This window comes from Nocardioides albertanoniae, assembly GCF_006716315.1.
GTDB classification, from domain to species: Bacteria; Actinomycetota; Actinomycetes; order Propionibacteriales; family Nocardioidaceae; genus Nocardioides; species Nocardioides albertanoniae.
Map to the genome: position 1 here is coordinate 4,077,769 of NZ_VFOV01000001.1, position 18,767 is coordinate 4,096,535.

The 18,767-nt window shown below is 68.9% G+C and carries 17 protein-coding genes; 8 read left to right on the plus strand and 9 right to left on the minus strand.

Annotation, left to right across the window (positions count from 1 at the left end):
- Positions 1-43 precede the first annotated feature (43 nt).
- Entirely contained in the window at positions 44-715 is a 672-nt protein-coding gene (locus FB381_RS19600) for a GOLPH3/VPS74 family protein (RefSeq protein WP_141781834.1), read from the plus strand.
- A 77-nt stretch (positions 716-792) separates the two neighbouring features.
- On the opposite strand, the gene FB381_RS19605 is transcribed toward FB381_RS19600, so the two are convergent.
- The 7 genes from FB381_RS19605 to FB381_RS19635 all read right to left on the minus strand — a co-directional run bounded on the left by FB381_RS19605 (position 793) and on the right by FB381_RS19635 (position 8,381).
- Positions 793-1,542, minus strand: a complete 750-nt coding sequence (locus FB381_RS19605; RefSeq protein WP_211352500.1) for a DUF3626 domain-containing protein — start codon at positions 1,540-1,542, stop codon at positions 793-795.
- Positions 1,543-1,649: 107 nt separating this feature from the next.
- Entirely contained in the window at positions 1,650-3,455 is a 1,806-nt protein-coding gene (gene metG / locus FB381_RS19610; protein ID WP_141781835.1) for a methionine--tRNA ligase, read from the minus strand.
- Positions 3,456-3,522: 67 nt separating this feature from the next.
- The gene (locus FB381_RS19615; RefSeq protein ID WP_141781836.1) at positions 3,523-4,773 is read right to left on the minus strand and encodes a peptidoglycan recognition protein family protein; all 1,251 of its coding nucleotides are present in this window, start codon (positions 4,771-4,773) and stop codon (positions 3,523-3,525) included.
- Between the two features lie 95 nt (positions 4,774-4,868).
- On the minus strand, positions 4,869-5,420 hold the full coding sequence (locus tag FB381_RS19620; protein ID WP_246088212.1) for a maleylpyruvate isomerase family mycothiol-dependent enzyme: 552 nt from the start codon (positions 5,418-5,420) through the stop codon (positions 4,869-4,871).
- Positions 5,421-5,432: 12 nt separating this feature from the next.
- Positions 5,433-5,960 carry a TIGR03086 family metal-binding protein gene (locus FB381_RS19625; RefSeq protein WP_141782894.1) on the minus strand — a complete coding sequence of 176 codons (528 nt, stop codon included), beginning with the start codon at positions 5,958-5,960 and terminating at the stop codon, positions 5,433-5,435.
- Positions 5,961-6,012: 52 nt separating this feature from the next.
- Complete coding sequence (locus tag FB381_RS19630) at positions 6,013-6,666, minus strand: mycothiol-dependent nitroreductase Rv2466c family protein (RefSeq protein ID WP_141781837.1); 654 nt, start codon at positions 6,664-6,666, stop codon at positions 6,013-6,015.
- A 50-nt stretch (positions 6,667-6,716) separates the two neighbouring features.
- Positions 6,717-8,381 carry a CHAP domain-containing protein gene (locus tag FB381_RS19635; protein ID WP_141781838.1) on the minus strand — a complete coding sequence of 555 codons (1,665 nt, stop codon included), beginning with the start codon at positions 8,379-8,381 and terminating at the stop codon, positions 6,717-6,719.
- Between the two features lie 201 nt (positions 8,382-8,582).
- Between FB381_RS19635 and pepN the strand changes: the two genes are divergently transcribed.
- The 3 genes from pepN to helR all read left to right on the plus strand — a co-directional run bounded on the left by pepN (position 8,583) and on the right by helR (position 14,255).
- Positions 8,583-11,126 carry an aminopeptidase N gene (gene pepN, locus FB381_RS19640; RefSeq protein WP_141781839.1) on the plus strand — a complete coding sequence of 848 codons (2,544 nt, stop codon included), beginning with the start codon at positions 8,583-8,585 and terminating at the stop codon, positions 11,124-11,126.
- Positions 11,127-11,248: 122 nt separating this feature from the next.
- Positions 11,249-11,839: a hypothetical protein gene (locus FB381_RS19645; RefSeq protein WP_141781840.1), complete on the plus strand. Its 591-nt coding sequence runs from the start codon at positions 11,249-11,251 to the stop codon at positions 11,837-11,839.
- A gap of 151 nt (positions 11,840-11,990) precedes the next feature.
- The gene (helR, locus tag FB381_RS19650) at positions 11,991-14,255 is read left to right on the plus strand and encodes an RNA polymerase recycling motor ATPase HelR (RefSeq protein ID WP_141781841.1); all 2,265 of its coding nucleotides are present in this window, start codon (positions 11,991-11,993) and stop codon (positions 14,253-14,255) included.
- Between the two features lie 40 nt (positions 14,256-14,295).
- Here helR and FB381_RS19655 read toward each other — a convergent pair whose 3' ends face one another.
- Positions 14,296-14,589 (minus strand): hypothetical protein, encoded by a 294-nt coding sequence (locus FB381_RS19655; protein ID WP_141781842.1) that lies wholly within the window; start codon positions 14,587-14,589, stop codon positions 14,296-14,298.
- Between the two features lie 120 nt (positions 14,590-14,709).
- On the opposite strand from FB381_RS19655, the gene FB381_RS19660 reads away from it, so the two are divergent.
- The gene (locus FB381_RS19660) at positions 14,710-15,660 is read left to right on the plus strand and encodes a mechanosensitive ion channel family protein (RefSeq protein ID WP_141781843.1); all 951 of its coding nucleotides are present in this window, start codon (positions 14,710-14,712) and stop codon (positions 15,658-15,660) included.
- A 130-nt stretch (positions 15,661-15,790) separates the two neighbouring features.
- Here the strand turns inward: FB381_RS19660 and FB381_RS19665 are convergent, their stop codons facing one another.
- Positions 15,791-16,216, minus strand: a complete 426-nt coding sequence (locus tag FB381_RS19665; RefSeq protein WP_141781844.1) for an OsmC family peroxiredoxin — start codon at positions 16,214-16,216, stop codon at positions 15,791-15,793.
- Positions 16,217-16,300: 84 nt separating this feature from the next.
- On the opposite strand from FB381_RS19665, the gene FB381_RS19670 reads away from it, so the two are divergent.
- From FB381_RS19670 to FB381_RS19680, 3 genes are all read left to right on the plus strand, one after another.
- Positions 16,301-16,672 (plus strand): globin, encoded by a 372-nt coding sequence (locus FB381_RS19670; RefSeq protein ID WP_141781845.1) that lies wholly within the window; start codon positions 16,301-16,303, stop codon positions 16,670-16,672.
- A gap of 70 nt (positions 16,673-16,742) precedes the next feature.
- Positions 16,743-18,107 carry a TrkH family potassium uptake protein gene (locus FB381_RS19675; RefSeq protein ID WP_246088213.1) on the plus strand — a complete coding sequence of 455 codons (1,365 nt, stop codon included), beginning with the start codon at positions 16,743-16,745 and terminating at the stop codon, positions 18,105-18,107.
- Positions 18,100-18,765 (plus strand): potassium channel family protein, encoded by a 666-nt coding sequence (locus FB381_RS19680; protein ID WP_141781846.1) that lies wholly within the window; start codon positions 18,100-18,102, stop codon positions 18,763-18,765. Before FB381_RS19675 ends, FB381_RS19680 begins: the two co-directional genes overlap by 8 nt.
- Positions 18,766-18,767 lie beyond the last annotated feature (2 nt).

Below are 18,767 nucleotides of genomic sequence, written 5' to 3' on the forward strand. Positions count from 1 at the left end.
TCGTAGGAGGCCCCGGCGCGTTCGACCACGTACGGTCTAGACCATGCTGATCGCCGAAGACCTACTTCTCCTGGTGCTCGACGACGAGAAGGGCACGCTCTCCTCGTCGTGGGTCCAGCAGGCGCTCGGCGGAGCCATCCTGACCGAGCTCGTCATGGCGGGCTCGGCTCAGGTGGTGCCCAAGTCGGGGCTGACCGCGGCCAAGGCCGCGGCGGTGCCGGGTCGGCGGCCGGACGAGCCGATCCTCGCCGCTGCGTACGACTCCCTGGCCGCGAAGCCGCTGACCGCCAAGAACGCGGTCAACAACCTCGGCAAGGGGCTGCACGAGTCCCTCGCCGCGCGCCTGTGCGACCGCAACATCCTGCGGCGCCGCGACGACCGCATCCTCGGCATCTTCCCTCGCACCACCTGGCCCGCCGCCGACTCGACCCACGAGAACGGCGTACGCGCCCAGCTGGTCTCCGTGCTCATCCACGGCGCCACCCCGGATGCGCGCACCGGCCCGCTCGTCGCCCTGCTCTCCTCCATCAACTTCGCCCACAAGGTGGTCGACACCCGACCCGTGGGTGCCGGCGCCGTGAAGGCCCGCGCGAAGGAGATCGCCAAGGGCGACTGGGCCGCGAAGGGCGTCAAGGACGCCATGGACGAGGTCACGGCGGTCATGACCGCCGTGATGGTCTCCACGACCGCCGCCACCTCGGTCGCGACCACCTGAACGAGCTCGAGGATCGCAGCCGCGGAGGGACCGCGATCCTCGAGCGTCATCCCGGCTCTGGCCACAGAGGACGGGAGTCAGACCGGCGATCGCCCGAACCGCGCCAGGTAGTGCCATACCCGCTTGACCGACTGCGCGTCGTGCGCGCCCGACCGCGCCGCATCGCCGAGACGATCGGGGGTCAGTACGTCCCCCAACGACCGAGCCAGGTCGACGAACTCCTGCCCACGGTAGTCGGGATCCAGACCGCTGCTGGATACTCTGAGACCCGGATGCCACTCGACGGCACAGCCGAGCTCGGCCGCCGCGGCCTCGACCTTCGTGTCCCGGAAGCACGGGTCGAGCACGACCGCCTCCACGTCACGTTCGAACACGACGCCGCCGTGCACGTGCGCCTCGACGCACTCGTCCAGGTCGTCGAACCTGGCGGCATCGGCCAGTGCAGACAGATGTGGCAACGCATCGGGGCCGCCGAAGTCGGTCGGCTCGAGGACCGAGTCGGGGAAACAGAACGTGCACCGGTCCAGCAGGTCAGCCCGAAGCCGCGCATACGCCGACCCGAACCGGATCGCGCCGCCGTAGGGGTCGTCGCGACTGTTCCACGCACCGTAGACCGGCCGGTCGCCATCCGGCGCCCCGTCATAGCGGCCGTCGAACAGCCGACTCTCCCACCGCCAGCGGTCCCCACCCGGATGCACTGTGAGCCCACCGTTGGATGTCCCGGTCTCGAACTGCGACCGATTGGTCCCGCGCCGCGCCATCGACTCGATGACCAGCCCACCGGCGTACGGCCAGTCGGGATGGAACGGGAGAGTCAGCGAACCCATGGCCGGACCCTAGGCTCATCCGGCCGCGGCCAGGAGGACCCCGAGAACCGGGCGCGACACGCCGCACGTACGGCGTGTCGCGCCCAGAACGGCAGGTGCCGCGGCCGCTACTCCGGCTTGATCCCGAGCCGGTCGAGCTCTTCGTCGATCACGGCGGTGTCGAGCTTGCGGAAGACCGGGGTGGGCTTGGAGACCGGGGTGCCGACGACGATCGGGTGGCGCTCCCAGGCGGGGGCGCCGGAGTAGTCGCCGGTGATGATCGGGAAGGGCCGGTCGTCGTCGAGGTCGCGGGTCTCCTCGATGCGGGGCATCGGGGCGATCTCGCCCTTGCCGCCCAGAGCCTTGTCGATCTCGTTGGCGGAGAACGGCAGGAACGGCGACAGGATCAGGTTGAGGTCGGCGACGCACTGGGCCATCACGTGCAGCACGGTGCCGAGGCGCTCGCGGTCCGAGGGGTCCTTGGCGAGCTTCCACGGCTCGAGGTCGGTGACGTACTTGTTGACCTCGCCGACGGCGCGCATCGCCTCGCCGATCGCCTGCTTCTGCCGGTGGCGGCCGATCAGGTCGCCCACCGTGGCGAACGTGGCACCGACGGTGTCGAGGATCGCCTGGTCGGCCTCGGTCAGCTCACCGGCGGCGGGCAGCTCGCCGAAGTTCTTCGCGATCAGGGTGGCGGTGCGGTTGACCAGGTTGCCCCAGCCGGCGACGAGCTCGTCGTTCGTACGCCGCACGAACTCGGACCAGGTGAAGTCGGAGTCGTTCGACTCCGGCCCGGCCGAGGCCACGAAGTAGCGGAAGGCGTCGGGCTGGTAGCGCGAGAGCAGGTCGCGCACGTAGATCACGATCTTCTTCGAGGAGGAGAACTTCTTGCCCTCCATCGTCAGATATTCGCTGGAGACGACCTCGGTGGGCAGGTTCAGCACACCGTACGGCCCGGGCTCGCCGCCCTTGGACCCCTGACCGTTGTAGGCGATCAGCTCGGCCGGCCAGATCTGGGCGTGGAAGACGATGTTGTCCTTGCCCATGAAGTAGTACGAGAGCGCCTCAGGGGCGTTCCACCACTTCCGCCAGGCCTCCGGGTCACCAGAGCGCCGCGCCCACTCGATCGAGGCGGACAGGTAGCCGATGACCGCGTCGAACCAGACGTACATGCGCTTGGTCGGGTTCTCGCGCCAGCCGTCGAGCGGCACCTTGATGCCCCAGTCGATGTCGCGCGTCATCGCACGCGGGCGGATCTCCTTGAGGATGTTCTGCGAGAAGCGGATGACGTTGGGACGCCACAGACCGGTCTGCTCACGCTCGTCGAGGAACGCGTGCAGCGCCTCGGCCAGGGCGGGCAGGTCGAGGAAGAAGTGCTGGGTCTCGACGAACTCCGGGGTCTCGCCGTTGATCTTGGAGACCGGGTTGATCAGCTGGTCGGGGTCGAGCTGGTTGCCGCAGTTGTCGCACTGGTCACCGCGCGCACCGTCGGCCCCACAGATCGGGCAGGTGCCCTCGATGTAGCGGTCGGGCAGGGTGCGCCCGGTCGACGGCGAGATCGCGCCCTTGGACGTCTGCTCGACGAAGTAGCCGTTGTTGTAGACCCCGAGGAACAGCTCCTGCACCACCGAGTGGTGGTTGACCGAGCTGGTGCGGGTGTAGAGGTCGTAGGTCAGGCCGAGGGAGACGAGGTCCTCGACGATGATCCGGTGGTTCTGGTCGACGAGCTCCTGCGGCGTCTTGCCGGCCTCGTCGGCGGCGATCAGGATCGGGGTGCCGTGCTCGTCGGAGCCCGAGACCATGAGCACGTTGTGGCCCGCCATCCGCATGTACCGACTGAAGACGTCGGAGGGCACGCCGAAACCGGCGACATGGCCGATGTGGCGCGGGCCGTTTGCGTACGGCCAGGCGACTGCGGACAGAACGTTGCTCATGGCTCCATCCTAGGGATGGGGCACCATCAGCCTCACCATCGACACCGCCTCTTCGGCGGTGGCAGGCTCAGCCGTTGAACATCTGGTCGCGCTTGTAGGCGTACTTCCTGATCCACGGCAGCCACTTGGCGAGCTGGGCGCCGGGGCAGGAGGTCTCGTTGGTGTGGAAGTGACCGTCGATGACCCAGACCCGCACGCGACGGCCCGGAGCGAACCGGTCGCTGCCCTTGGAGACCGTCATCACCTTGCCACGCTCGTCGCGGCCGGCCATGTCGAGCTTCCAGGCAGCCATCCGCTCGGTCTGGATGAGCGCATCATCGGAGGGACGTACGTGCTCGAAGTTGCCGATCAGCGCGAGGCCCATCGACTGGTGGTTGAAGCCGAGCGTGTGGGCACCCTTGACGAGCCGGTTGACGCCGCCGGAGCGGCCCTCCCAGACGCGGCCGTACTTGTCGATGAGGAAGTTGTAGGCGATGTCGAACCACCCCAGCGACCTGGTGTGATAGCTGTAGATGCCGCGGATGATCCCCGGCACGTCGCCCCTGGAGTAGTTGTTGCTCGTGGCGGTGTGGTGGATGTGCACCTGCTTGAGCGAGGAGTTGTACTCCGGGCGGCCGTTGCGCCAGGAGTTGTTGGCACCCCACTGCTTGCGGCCGAAGATCGGCGGCGCCGGCGCCCACCGCGGCTTCTTCCGCGCCGCACGGCCGTTCTCGTTCCCCGAGGCGCCGTAGCCGATGTCGCCGGCGTCCTCCTCGGAGGGCTTGTCGACGTCTTCCTGCGGCCCGGTGTTGATCAGGGTGAGCAGCAGGTCCTTCGGCTGCGCGCCCTTCACCCGGACCTGTACGCCGCTGGCCCGGCCGGTCCACACCGGCTGGGTGCCGTGGCGCTCGGGCTTGCCGCGCGCGGCGATGACCGACTCGGCGCCGTCGGGGAGGTCCTCCTGCAGCGGCAGCTCCTGCCACTTGCGCCACTGGTCCGACTTGCGCACCCGCACCTCGACGTCGGGGGTCTCCTCACCGGTCCAGGAGACACCGACCATCGAGATGGTCGTCGTGCGCAGCTTGTCGGTGGCGGCCGCGCCGGCGGAGCGCTCGGTCAGCCGCGGCGGCAGCTTCACGTCGCGGGTGGCGATGCCGTCCTCGAGGCGCGGCAGCTTGATCAGCTGGCCCTCCTCGTCGGCGGTGGCGGCCGAGCGGGAGAAGAGCGCGCCGGCAGCTGCGGCCGGGTCAGCCGTCGAGCTGAGCGCAGGAACGAGCGTGGACGCACCGAGAGCGACGGCGGTCAGGGTCACCGTGAGGACGCGGGGGAAGCGGGCCATACCGTTGATTTTGAACAATCAACGGTCCGACATGCCGCAAACGCATGTGTTCGGTGTGTCGTCTGAGGCGTCTGTGGCGCCTGAGATGGCCGCGATCAGGCCGGTGCGACGAACGGCACCGGCCGCCCGGCGTACGCCGCCAGGTGCTCGTAGGCGCTCGAACCCTCCGGCGCGGCGAGCGCGTTGGCGAAGGCGTGACCCTTGCGCTCAGGGCCGAGGATGGTGTCCATGGAGACGACCGCCCGCTGGGCGACGGCGTCGTCGAGACCGTCGCTCCCGCGACCCAGCGCAGCGCACAGGTCCCAGGTGTGGACGGCGATCTCGGCCGACTGCCAGTCGGGGTCGACCATCACCATGTCGTCGGGGCCGACCTCGCGCCACAGGTTGATCAGCGCGTTGCCCCGGGTGCGCAGCTCCTCGCCGAGATTGACCGCGTAGTCCTCGTGGCCGTCCCATCCCGGCGGCGAGCCCTGGAGCATGGTCACGAAGACACGCGGCTGCGCGATCATGTGGTTGGCCAGCTTGCGCAGGTCCCACTCGGGGCACGGTGTCGGCCGTGCCAGGTCGTCCGCCGTGACGGTGTCGAGAAGCTCTGCTGCCTGTGTCAGTGCTCGCTGCAGCGCGAACACACCCATCTGGTCAACCACATGACCATGATCTCAGGAGACCTCTCGTCCGGCGAAAGCAGCCAGCCGCTCGTACGCCCCCGCCCCCTCGGGCGCTTCGATCTCCGCGGCGAACGCCCCCGTGCGCATCTCCGGCTTCAGGTTGGCCCGCATGAACCCCAACCCGGCCTCGGCCAGCTCGGGATCGAGCTCGGCGGACGGGATGCCGAGCGCCTGCGCGAGATCCCAGGAGTGCACGGCGTACTCGGCGACGAGCATGCCGACCGGCACCGAGGCGCCCGCACCGTGCTGGTCCCACGCGTGGAGCACGTCGTCGGCGCCGACCCGGAACGTCGGTCCCCAGCTCTCGCTGACATGGGGCGTCGGCGCCGCCCAGTCGGGCTGCTCACCGCGGAGCATGGTCACGAAGTTCGCACCGTCGGCGATCACATGGTCGGCGAGCCGGCCGATGTCCCACCCCTCGCACGGGGTGGGCCGGCTGGCGGTCTCCGCGTGCACGCGGTCGAGGAGGTCACCGGTCTGGTCCAGCGCCCTCGAGAGAATTCCTGCCTCGTCTGTCATGGTCACCCTGCCAACCTACGACCGGCCGCCGGCGGAGTCACCACGAAATAGCTCAGCTGAAGTCGAGGTCGTGGACCCGGGCCCGCTTGAGCTCGTAGACGTAGGGGTAGGCGGTGATCAGCTGGAACCCGTCCCAGAGCTTGCCGGCCTCCTCGCCCTTCGGCGCCTTGGAGATGACCGGTCCGAAGAACGCCGACCCGTTCATCGCGATCGTCGGCGTGCCGACGTCGTTGCCGACCTGGTCCATGCCCTCGTGGTGGGACTTCGCGATCGCCTCGTCGAAGGACTCGTCGTCCATCGCGTCGGCGAGCTCGACCGGGAGGTCGACGGAGGCGAGTGCCTCCTCGATCAGAGCGCGGTCGAAGTCGCGGCCCTCGACGTGGCGACGGGTGCCGAGCGCGGTGTAGATCTCGGCGAGCTTCTCCTGGCCGTACTCGTTCTGCACCGCCATGCAGACCCGCACCGGACCCCAGGCGGTGGAGAGGAAGTCGCGGTACTCCTGCGGGATGTCCTTGTCCTGGTTGAGGTAGGCCAGGCTCATGATGTGCCACGTCACCTCGACGTCGCGCACCTTCTCGACCTCGAGGATCCAGCGCGAGGTGATCCAGGCGAAGGGACAGGCAGGGTCGAACCAGAAGTCGGCGGCGGTCTTCTCGGTTGCCTTCTCGGGGGTCTCGGACGGCGCGGCGGGAGTGGTCTGTGTCATATCGACACTGAACCACTCCCGCCACGGATCTGTTCCTGACCGCCAGGGCCTCACTGCACGGTGGTGAAGTCACCCCCGCTGGCCCAGTAGGCGACCGCGTCTCCGGAGTAGGCGGCCTTGACGGCGTACTCACCGGCAGGCAGCTTGACGAAGGTGACGCGGGCCGACCCGTTGGTGAGCGACTTGGTGACCGTGCGTCCACCGTTGGTCGTGATCTTGACCGATCCGGTCGGGGCATAGCCCGGCGCGGTGACCTTGACGACGACGTCGGCCTGCTTCGAGCCGCCGTCGGCGATGACCTTCACCGACGGCTTGACGCGCACCCGCCCGCTGGGGCCGTACGTCTTGGTCAGGCTGCCGTTGCTGGACTTCGCGACCACGGTGACGCTGAGCCGGTGGCCGACGTCGGCCGAGGTCGGCCGGTACTTCTCGGTCGTCGCCCCCGAGATCGGCGTGCCCTCGCGGGTCCACTGGTAGGAGAGCTTCACCGACCGGCTGAACTTGCCCGGGTCGACCTGCATCAGGCCACCGAGGCGGGTGCCGCCCTTCACGAAGCCGTCCGTGGTCTGCTCGAGACCGTCGGGCATCTGCGGCGGCTCGGTCGGCTTCGGCGGCTTCGGCGCCTGGCCACCGCCGACGAGCGAGCTCGCGAAGGCGTAGGACTGCTTCGGCCGGTAGCCGGTCTTCACCCCGACGAGCACGGCCCCGATCCTCTTCCCGTCGGCCGCTGCGGGCACCTTCAGGAAGCGGGACTTGCCTCGCGCGATCAGCTTCTTGCCCGCGTACCACCGGATCTCTCCGATCCGTGCCCCGGGCGAGTAGTACGCGCCGCCGAGGGCGATCGTCGAGCCCACCTTCTGGGCGCCGGTGATCCGCGGCTGCTTGCGCACCGAGAGCGTGCCCTGCTTGATCGGCGGCAGGATCTCGCTCATCGTCTTGGCCTTCGTGTAGTCACGACGGGTGCCGGTGAGCACCGCCGCGATCTGCTTGCCGGCCATGCGCGCGGGGATGTGGTAGGTCTTGTTGGTCGCACCCGGGATGGGCTTGCGGTCCACGATCCACTGGTAGCGGATCTTGTTGGGGTTGGGCTTCCACGAGCCGGTGTTGACCGTGACCGACCTGCCCACCTGCGCGGTGCCGCTGACCGTCGGTCGCTTGGTGACCGAGAGTCGCTGGTCGTTGAAGTGGATGAACCCGGTCGGGTAGTTCCGCGAGCCCTTGGTGATCTTGCGCCAGCTGAGGTCGCTGCCGTAGTTGGACTCCGAGATCGTGATCGAGCTCGACGAGACCCGCTCGACGTAGGCGACGTGGCCGAACCGGCTCGAGCTCGGGTGCGAGGAGTGCCACCAGGCGATGGCGCCGACGCTCGGCGTGCGGTTCGTCAGGTTGCTCAGCGCGACACCCCAGTTGGTGGCGTTGCCCTCGCCCGACCAGGGGCGAGCGTTCGGCAGGCCGGTCTGGATCATGCGGTACGCGGCGTAGTTGGTGCAGTTGCGGCCGGCGTACATGCGCCAGTACATGCTGCCCCACGCGTTCTCATAGCCGGCTGTGGAGTAGCCCTTGCCACGGCAGTCCGAGAAGCCGGAGCAGAGCATCGTCGTGCCCGCCTGCGCCGGTGAGGCCAGCTTGGGGATGACCTGGACACCGAGGCCGACGAGCAGCAGAACCGCGCCGGCGACCAAGGTCCGACGCAGCGCCCCGCCGGGCTTCCCCACCCGGCGCGACTCCTGTGAATACTGATGTTTCTGTGACTTAAGGGGCACGTGTGCACTTTAGGGAAACTTGTCAATCATTGATACCGGTGTGTCGGAATTACAACAGTGTATTTTTACTTTTCACGCTCAGCGACTCCCAAGAACGGGCAACAACCGGGCTATAAATGTCTCGAAATCCGGGCAGAATGAGAGGATCCAGGCATGCCTGGAACCAATCTCACGCGCGCCGAGGCCACCGCTAGAGCCGCCATCCTCGACGTCCTCTCCTACGACATCGACCTCGACCTCACCACGGGCTCCGAGACGTTCGGTTCGACGACGACGATCACGTTCACCTCCGCCGAGCCCGGCGCCTCGACCTTCGCCGACCTGGTCGACGCGAAGGTCGACGAGATCACCCTCAACGGGGTCTCGCTCGACCCGGCGGTGGCCTACGCGGACTCCCGGATCCAGCTCGACGACCTCGCCGCCGAGAACGTGCTGGTGGTCAAGGCCGACTGCACCTACTCCCACACCGGCGAGGGGCTGCACCGCTTCGTCGACCCCGCCGACGACCGCGTCTACCTCTACTCCCAGTTCGAGGTGCCCGACGCGCGCCGCGTCTACACCACCTTCGAGCAGCCCGACCTCAAGTCCGTCTTCACCTTCCATGTGACCGCTTCCGAGGACTGGAAGGTCGTCTCCAACTCGCCCTCCCCCGCCCCCAAGGTGCTCTCCGACGGGCTGGCGCGCTGGGACTTCGAGCCCACCAAGAAGATGTCGACCTACATCACCGCGCTGATCGCCGGTGAGTACCACGAGGTCCAGGACGTCTACGAGGGCAAGTTCGGCACCATCCCGCTGGGCCACTACTGCCGCCAGTCGCTGATACCGCACCTGGACCGCGAGGAGATCGTCAAGATCACCAAGCAGGGTTTCGAGTTCTTCGAGGACGCCTTCGACTTCCCCTACCCCTTCGGGAAGTACGACCAGCTCTACGTGCCCGAATACAACATGGGCGCGATGGAGAACGCCGGCGCCGTGACGCTGCGCGACGAATACCTGCCGCGCTCCAAGCAGCCGCGCTCCTTCTACGACTTCCGCGCCTCGGTGATCCTGCACGAGATGGCCCACATGTGGTTCGGCGACCTGGTCACCATGAAGTGGTGGGACGACCTGTGGCTCAACGAGTCGTTCGCCGAGTGGGCCTGCTACCACGCGCAGACCAACGCCACCGAGTTCACCGACGCCTGGACCGGCTTCACCAACGCGCGCAAGCAGACCGGCTACCGCCAGGACCAGCTGCCCACCACGCACCCGATCGCCGCGGACAACTACGACCTGCAGGCCGTCGAGGTCAACTTCGACATGATCACCTACGCGAAGGGCGCCTCGGTCCTGAAGCAGCTCGTCGCCTGGGTCGGGCTGGAGCCCTTCCTGGAGGGCCTGAAGGCCTACTTCAAGGAGTTCGCCTTCGGCAACTCCGAGTTCAAGGACCTGCTGCGCCACCTCGAGGCCGCCTCCGGTCGCGAGCTCCAGGGCTGGGCCCAAGAGTGGCTGCAGACCTCCGGCGTCAACACCCTCGCGCCCGAGTTCACGCTCGCCGACGACGGCACCTACGCCGCGTTCGCGGTGCGCCAGTCGGCCGCTGCCGACTACCCGACGCTCCGTCGCCACCGCATCGGCCTCGGCCTCTACGACCTCGTCGACGGCTCCCTCGTGCGCCGCGACGCGTTCGAGATCGACGTCACCGGTGAGCTGACCGAGGTGCCGCAGCTGGCCGGGGTCAAGCAGCCCGACCTGCTGCTGCTCAACGAGGGCGACCTGACGTACGCCAAGATCCGGCTCGACGAGCGCTCGCTGGCCACCGCGCTGGAGAGCCTGTCCGCGCTCGACGACTCGCTCTCGCGCGCGCTGGTCTGGGGCGCCGCGTGGGACATGACCCGCGACGCCGAGCTGAAGGCCGGCGACTTCGTCGAGCTCGTGCTCGCCAACATCGGCCAGGAGACCGACGCCTGGGGCGTCACCCGCATCCCGGTCTTCGCCGCCCAGGCGGTCGGCACCTTCTCGGCCCCGGCCAACCGCGACGCCCTCAAGGCGCGCTGGGAAACGGGGCTCAAGGAGCTCCTCGAGGCTGCCGCTCCGGGCAGCGACCACCAGCTGACCTTCGCTCGCACGTACGCCTCGGCCGCCCGCTCCGAGACCGCGATCGCCGACCTGGAGGCGCTGCTCTCGGGTGACCTGACCCTCGACGGCCTCGACGTCGACCAGGACCTGCGCTGGGCGCTGGTCACCGGCCTGGCCGCTTCGGGCACCTTCGGCGAGGCCGAGATCGATGCCGAGCTCGGCCGCGACAACACCATCTCCGGCAAGGAGAAGGCCGCCGCTGCCCGCACCGCCCAGCCCACCGCCGAGGCCAAGGAGGCTGCCTGGGACTCGGTCGTCGTGCGCACCGACGTCGCCAACGAGACCGCGCGCTCGATCGTGTTCTCGTTCCAGCGCGGCGGGCAGGACGAGGCGCTCGCGCCGTACGTCGACCGCTACTTCGAGGCCGCCGACACCCTCTGGGAGCACCTCGGCACCCACCGCGCCTCGGTGGTCCTCGAGCACATCTTCCCGAAGCCGGCCGCCTCCCCCGAGCTGCTCGCCAAGGCCGACAAGTGGCTCGAGACCTCCCCCGCCGCCCCCGCCGCCAAGCGCTACGTGCGCGAGGGACGTGACGAGGTCGCCCGCGCCCTCGCCGCTCAGGAGCGCGACGCGCAGTAAACAGCACCCCACCCCTGGTCGAGTCGGCGCGTTAGAACGCGCCGACTCGACGGGATTTTGGGGGCCGACGGGAACGAAAATTCGTTCGCGCGCAGCGAGGGTCGCCCTGGCAAGGTGTCGCCATGAGCTTTCGCTTCGACGCCGACCGCGCGGAGGCGGGCTGGGTCACCGGTGGCCTGCCCGCCTTTCCGGACGATGCGGTCATCCGCAGGTTGCTCTTCGGCCCTGACGGATTCGAGGCGTACGCGAGGGTGCTCGCACTGCCGGACCCCCGCTACCCCGGGCAGTCGGAGAACGACGCCGACGAGCTCGGCACAGATCTGTCCGACGAGGAGATGATCTGCCGCATCGTCGACCTGATGACCGGTTCCGACGACGCCGTCGATCTCCGCTTCCTGCTGTGGGACGGGTGGCCCTATCGCCCGAGCCTTCCGGCCGGGGTCCGGGTCGATCTCGCCGGCATCCGCGAGTATGCAGTCGCCCGGGGCAGGCTCCGTGACTGGGAGACGTGGGCGAGCTCCGGCATCTCACGCGAGTACGCCCCGGGATTCGTGTGGCCCTCGGACCGGAGCTGGTGCGTCGCTTTCGACACCGACCCGCACTTCGCGGGGGTCGGTGGCTCCACCGAGGCGATCGACCGGCTGCTCGAGGATCCGATCCTGACGACGCTCGCTCATCCCGCTGGGGCAGGTCTGCCTCCCGCGTACGACTGAGGCCTCCGGAAACGACGAAGTGGAAGGGAGCCTCTCCCTTCCACTAACAACTTTATAGCGCACATAGGGGCTTGAAACAAGCCCCCCGGATCGGGGCAGAATCACCTCCTCGAACAGGTAAAACACCTGCTCAGACAGGGGATTTCAACACATGCAGGCATTCGATCTCGCGGGTCGCCACGATGCGAAGGCGGACCCGGCACTGATCGCCGACGACGAACGGCACTTCGTCGCCATCGCGCAGAGTCTCGAGGAGCAGGTCGCCGAGCTGAACGAACAGCTCGACGACGTACGCCGCCGACCGGGCGGCCACGGGCAGGAGGCGATGGACCGCGACCTGGAGGTGCACCGGATCGGGGCGCAGCTGCGGATGCTGCGACGGTTCAGCCTCGACCTGTGCCTGGGGCGGACCGTGGCCGACTCCGGCGACACGATCTACATCGGGCGGCTCGGGCTCACCGCCAGCGACGGCACGCGGCTGCTGGTGGACTGGCGCTCGCCGGCCGCGGAGCCGTTCTTCGCGGCCACCCACGGCGACCCGCGCGGGCTGCTGAGCCGCCGACGCTACCGCTGGACCAACGGGCGCATCACCGACTACTGGGACGAGGTCTTCACCGCCGAGGGCCTCGAGGGGCATGCCGCGCTCGATGACCAGTCGGCCTTCATCGCCACGCTCGGCAGCAGCCGCTCGCCGCAGATGCGCGACGTGCTCGGCACGATCCAGGCCGACCAGGACGCCATCGTGCGCGCGTCGTCACGGGGAGCTCTCGTCGTCGACGGCGGCCCGGGCACCGGCAAGACCGTGGTGGCGCTCCACCGCACGGCCTACCTCCTCTACTCCGACCCTCGGCTGAGCGAGAGCCGGGGCGGGGTGCTGTTCGTCGGGCCGCACGAGCCCTACCTGTCCTACGTCGGCGACGTGCTGCCGAGCCTCGGCGAGGAGGGCGTGCGCACCACCACGCTGCGCCGGATGGTTCCCGAGGGGTCGGCGCTGGTGCCGGAGAAGGACGCCGAGGTGGCCCGGCTCAAGGCGGACGCCCGGATGGTGACGGCGATCGAGCCCGCGGTCGCCCTCTACGAGGAGCCACCCTCGAGGCCCACGCTCGTCGAGACTCCGTACGGCGATGCGGTGATCAGCATCAGCGACTGGGCCGAGGCGCTGTCGGCGGCCGAGGAGGGTGCGCCGCACAACGATGCCCGCGACCAGGTCTGGGAGGCGCTGGTGCGCATCGCGACCGACCGGATCCGGCAGAACACCGGCGACGACCCCGACCGCACCGCCGACCCCGACGCCGACCTCGATGAATGGGGCGACGAGCCCGAGCAGGAGGAGGAGTTCGACGCCTACGGGCTCCACGACGAGGACTCCGTGGATGCGCTGCACGCGGCACTGGAGACCAACCCCGGCCTGCTCGACGCCTTCGGGCAGGTGTGGCCCCGGCTGAGCCCGGCCGACATCGTCGGAGACCTGTGGGAGGTGCCGGCGTTCCTGCGGATGTGTGCCCCGTGGCTCACCCCGGAGGAGATCAAGGCGCTCCAGCGCGACGACGCCCGGGCCTGGACCGACGCCGACCTGCCCCTGCTCGATGCCGCCCACCGGCGTCTCGGCGACCCCGACGCCTCGCGCCGGCGAAGCCGGAAGAAGGCTGCCGCGGCGGCCGACCGGAAGGCGAAGGCCGAGGTGATCTCCGACCTGATCAGCCACGACGACTCCGACATGAAGGTGATGTCGATGCTGCGCGGCCAGGATCTGCGCACCGCGCTCCTCGACGACGCCGTCCGGGAGCCCGACGAGCTCGACCCCTACGCCGGGCCGTTCGCGCACATCGTGGTCGACGAGGCCCAGGAGCTGACCGATGCCGAGTGGCAGATGCTGATCAGCCGGTGCCCTTCACGGAGCATGACCATCGTCGGCGACCGGGCGCAGGCGCGTCACGGGTTCACCGAGTCGTGGGAGGAGCGTCTGCAACGGGTCGGTCTGGACCGCATCGAGATGGCAGGGCTGAGCATCAACTACCGCACCCCCGAGGAGGTCATGGTCGAGGCCGAGCCCGTGATCAGGGCCGCGCTCCCCGACGCCAACGTGCCCACCTCGATCCGTGCCTCCGGGATCCCGGTCGTCCGTGGCGACCTCGCCGATCTCGACGAGATGCTGGCCACCTGGCTCGCCGAGCACGAGGAGGGCATCGCCTGCGTGATCGCCGCAGGCGCGACGGGGCGCGACCAGGACCGGCGCGACCAGGACCGGCGCGACGACGACCGGGTGCGCCACCTCAGCCCCGAGCATGCCAAGGGGCTGGAGTTCGACCTGGTGGTGCTCATCGACCCCGATGCGTACGGCACCGGGATCGAGGGGGCTGTCGACCGCTACGTCGCGATGACGCGAGCGACCCAGCAGCTGGCCATCCTGACGTGAGCCGACCCGACGTGGCTCAGTAGGCCGATGAGCCGGTAGGTCAGTGGGTCTGGGTCGCGGGGAGGTTGTCGGCCTCGCCCTTGTGGGCCTTGGGGATCAGACCCTCCCCGCGGAGCACGCCCGGAAGCAGCACCAGGAGCGAGATGACCACGCCGATGACCACCGGGAGGAGCAGGATGAGCAGGAGCAGGCCGGAGGCGCTCATGTCGTCGGCGACGGGCCAGCCCGCGGGCACGTCGGCGCTGGCGGGGCCGGCGGTAGCAACAGAGGCGACGACGGCGGCGGTGGCGGAGGCGCCGAGGATGCCGGCGCGGCGCAGGATCTGGTTGCTCACGGGGCAGATACTAACCGGCGTACCTCTGGTTTCTCATCTCTGCCCCTCGTCTCGCCGGCCCTGACCTATGCCTACCCGGGGATTGGCCGGGGCGCTTGATCGGCCTGGATACTGGGGACCATGTCCATCCCCTCCAACCCTCCTCTGCTCTCGGTCTCCTGGGCGAAGCTCGGCGAATGGGTGATCGGCATCCCGCTGCGAATCGTCGGCCTGATCGTGCTGGCGTTCGTGCTGCGCTGGATCCTTCACCGGGTGATCGACAAGGTCGTGGTGCGCGCCGTCGACAGCCCAGGTCTCGCCGGCAGGGCCCACAAGGCGGCCGACGCCGGCGATGCCATCGCGGCGTCCTCACGCCGAAGCCAGCGCGCGAAGGCGATCGGGTCGCTGCTGAAGAGCGTCGTCACCGGGGTCCTGGTCGCGATCTTCGCCACCATGATCCTCGACCAGCTCGGCATCAACATCGCCCCGATCATCGCCTCGGCCGGGATCGTCGGTCTGGCGCTCGGTTTCGGTGCTCAGTCGCTCGTCAGGGACTACCTCTCCGGCATGTTCATGATCATCGAGGACCAGTACGGCGTCGGCGACAGCATCGAGGTCAACAACATCAGCGGCACCGTCGAGGCCGTGACCCTGCGGATCACCCGGCTGCGCGCCCTCGACGGCACGGTCTGGTACATCCCCAACGGCGAGATCCTCACCGTCGGAAACCACAGCCAGAACTGGGCCCGCGCCGTCATCGACGTCGGAGTCAGCTACAACGAGGACCTCTCCAAGGTGCAGCGTGTGCTCCGCGAGGTCTCGCACGACCTGTGGGTCGACGACGAGTTCAAGGGCCAGATCATCGAAGAGCCCGAGGTCACCGGTGTCGAGGCGCTGGCGGCCGAGTCGATCACCCTGCGTGTGCTCATCAAGACGCTGCCGCTCAAGCAGTGGGCGATCGCCCGCGAGATGCGTCAGCGGATCAAGGCACGCCTCGACCACGAAGGCATCGAGATGCCCTTCCCGCAGCGGATCATCTGGCACCGCGACGACAAGGTCGCCGCCGCCGCGGAGCAGCAGGCCAACGCCTGACCCACGCTGGTCGAGCCGCGAGCGCCAGCGAGCGCGTCGAGACCAACACAGTCCCGGCGAGCGCCGATGGGACCGTGTTGGTTTCGACACCGGCTCGCTGGCGCTCGCCGGGCTCAACCAGCAGTCCGCCTCAGGCGAGCGCGGCGTCAAGCGTGATCGTGGTGCCGGCCAGCGCCTGGCTGACCGGGCAGCCCGCCTTGGCCGCCTCGGCCAGGCTGACGAAGGTCTCGTTGTCGAGGCCGTCGACCTCACCACGGGTGGTCAGCTTGATGCCGGTGATGCCGGTGCCGGGGGTGAACTCGACGTCGGCGCTGGCCGTCAGGGTGGACGCCGGGGTGCCGTTGTCGGCCAGGCCCTTGGAGAAGGCCATCGAGAAGCACGACGAGTGCGCGGCAGCGATGAGCTCCTCGGGGCTGGTCTTGCCTCCCGGCTCCTCCGCGCGAGACGGCCAGGAGACGTCGTAGGTGCCGAGACCCGAGGAGTCGAGCGTCACCTTCCCGGCACCCTCGAAGAGCGTGCCCTCCCAGACGGTGGTCGCAGTGCGGGTGGTGGCCATCGTTATCTCCCAACGATCGTGTGAGTGCGTACGCCTCCGATCCTGCCACGCGGTGCATGGACACCTGCGTGGAACAATGGCGCGGTGACGTTCTACGAAGAGATCGGCGGCATGGACACGATCCGCACGATCGTGGCCAAGTTCTACGAGGGCGTGGCGACCGACGAGCTGCTGCGGCCGATGTATCCCGAAGAGGACCTCGGGCCGGCGCAGGAGCGCTTCACGCTCTTCCTGGCGCAGTACTGGGGCGGCCCGACGACCTACTCGGAGAACCGCGGCCACCCGCGGCTGCGGATGCGCCACGCTCCGTTCGAGGTCACCTCCGAAGCCCGCGACCACTGGCTCCGCCACTTCCGCGAGGGCCTCGATGCCGCCGGCCTCACCCCCGAGCAGGACGCCCAGTTCTGGGCGTACGTGGAGCATGCGGCCAACTTCATGATCAACACCCCCAGCTGATCGTCCGGGCAGCCACCGCCCGTCCGAGGCCTGACACCTCTGGAGTCCTGATGCCTCTAGAGTGGCGCGCGTGTCGAGCTCATCTCCTACGCGCCTGGCGCGTCGTGGCAAGAGGCTGCTGCGTCATCCCAGCCAGGTCGTGGCGGTCGGGTTCGCGGCCACCATCCTGCTCGGCACCCTGCTGCTGATGCTTCCGGTGGCACGCGCCGAGCCGGGACATGCGCCCTTCCTGACCGCCCTGTTCACCGCGACCAGCGCGGTGTGCGTGACCGGTCTGGTCGTGGTCGATACCCCGACCTACTGGTCGACGTTCGGCGAGGTCACCATCCTCGGGCTGATCCAGGTCGGCGGCATCGGGATCATGACCCTCGCCTCGATGCTCGCGCTGGTGGTCTTCCGCCGGCTCGGCCTGCGGTTCCGCCTCACCGCCGCCGTGGAGCACACCAGCTCCGGGCTCGGCGACGTTCGCAGCGTCATCAAGGGCGTGGTCGGCATCAGCCTGATCATCGAGCTGATCGTCGCGATCCCGCTCACGCTGCGGTTCTGGCTCGGCTACGACTCCACGCTCCGACGAGCCGTCTACGACGGCGTCTTCCACTCGATCTCCGCCTTCAACAATGCCGGGTTCGCGCTGCGCTCGGACAACCTGATGGGGTTCGTCGACGACCCCTGGATCTGCCTGCCCATCGCCGTCGCGGTGATCGCCGGCGGTCTCGGGTTCCCGGTGTGGCTGGAGCTGTTGCAGCGTACGAAGGTGCGGATGTGGAGCCTGCACACGAAGATGACCGTCTCCGGCACCGTCGGCCTGCTGGTCATCGGCTCGTTGTTCTTCACCGCGGTCGAGTGGAACAACCCCGACACCCTCGGTGCGCTGAGCTCTCCGGGGAAGCTGCTGGCCGGCTTCTTCCAGAGCACGATGACGCGTACGGCCGGGTTCAACAGCCTCGACTTCGAGCAGATGCACGAAGGCACGCTGCTCGGCGTGGACGTGCTGATGCTCATCGGCGGCGGATCGGCCGGCACGGCCGGTGGCCTCAAGGTCACCACGTTCATGCTGCTCTTCTTCGTCATCCTCGCCGAGGTACGCGGCCAGCGCGAGGTCGAGGCGTTCGACCGGCGCATCGACCCGCGAGCCATCCGCCAGGCGCTCACGGTCGCCCTGCTCTCGGTGGGCTTCGTGGTCTCCGGCACCATCGCGCTGCTGCACCTGGTCGACGCGCCCACCCACCGGGTGCTCTTCGAGGCCGTGTCGGCCTTCGCGACCGTCGGGCTCTCGGCCAACCTCACCTACGACGTGCCGTCGGGCGGCCAGCTCGTCCTCATCGCGATGATGTTCGTCGGCAGGATCGGCCCGATCACCCTCGTCTCCGCCCTGGCGCTCCGCGACCGCGAGCGTCTGCACCGCTTCCCGGAAGGACGGCCCCTCATTGGCTAAGAAGGACACCACCCGTGGCGGCGTCGCCGTGCTCGGCCTCGGCCGGTTCGGCAGCGCCCTCGCCCTCGAGCTCGTCGAGGAGGGCGAGGAGGTGCTCGCCGCCGACATGAACCCCCGCACGGTGCAGGAGCATGCCGGTCTGCTCACCCACGTGGTCGAGGCGGACACGACCAGCGAGGACGCGATGCGAGGGCTCGGCCTGGGCGAGTTCGGCACGGTGGTCGTGGCCATCGGCACCGACATCGAGGCGAGCATCCTCAGCGCCTCGGTCGCGGTCCACCTCGGCGTACGCAACGTCTGGGCCAAGGCGATCAGCGCCTCCCACGCCCGGATCCTCACCCAGATCGGGGTGGACCGCGTCGTCCGTCCCGAGCTCGAGATGGGGCAGCGCGTGGCTCACCTGGTGAGCGGGCAGATGCTGGACTACATCGAGTTCGACGACGGATACGTCTTCGTCAAGACCCGGCCGCCGGCCCTGCTGCACAACCGCAGCCTCTCCGGCCTCGGCGTGCGCGAGATGTACGGAGTGACCGTCGTCGGGGTGAAGTCCGCCGGCGGCGCCTTCACCTACGCCACTCCCGAGACCGTCATCCGCCCCGACGACCACATCGTCGTCTCCGGGCCACAGCACAAGGTCGAGGCCTTCGCGCGGCTCTAGGG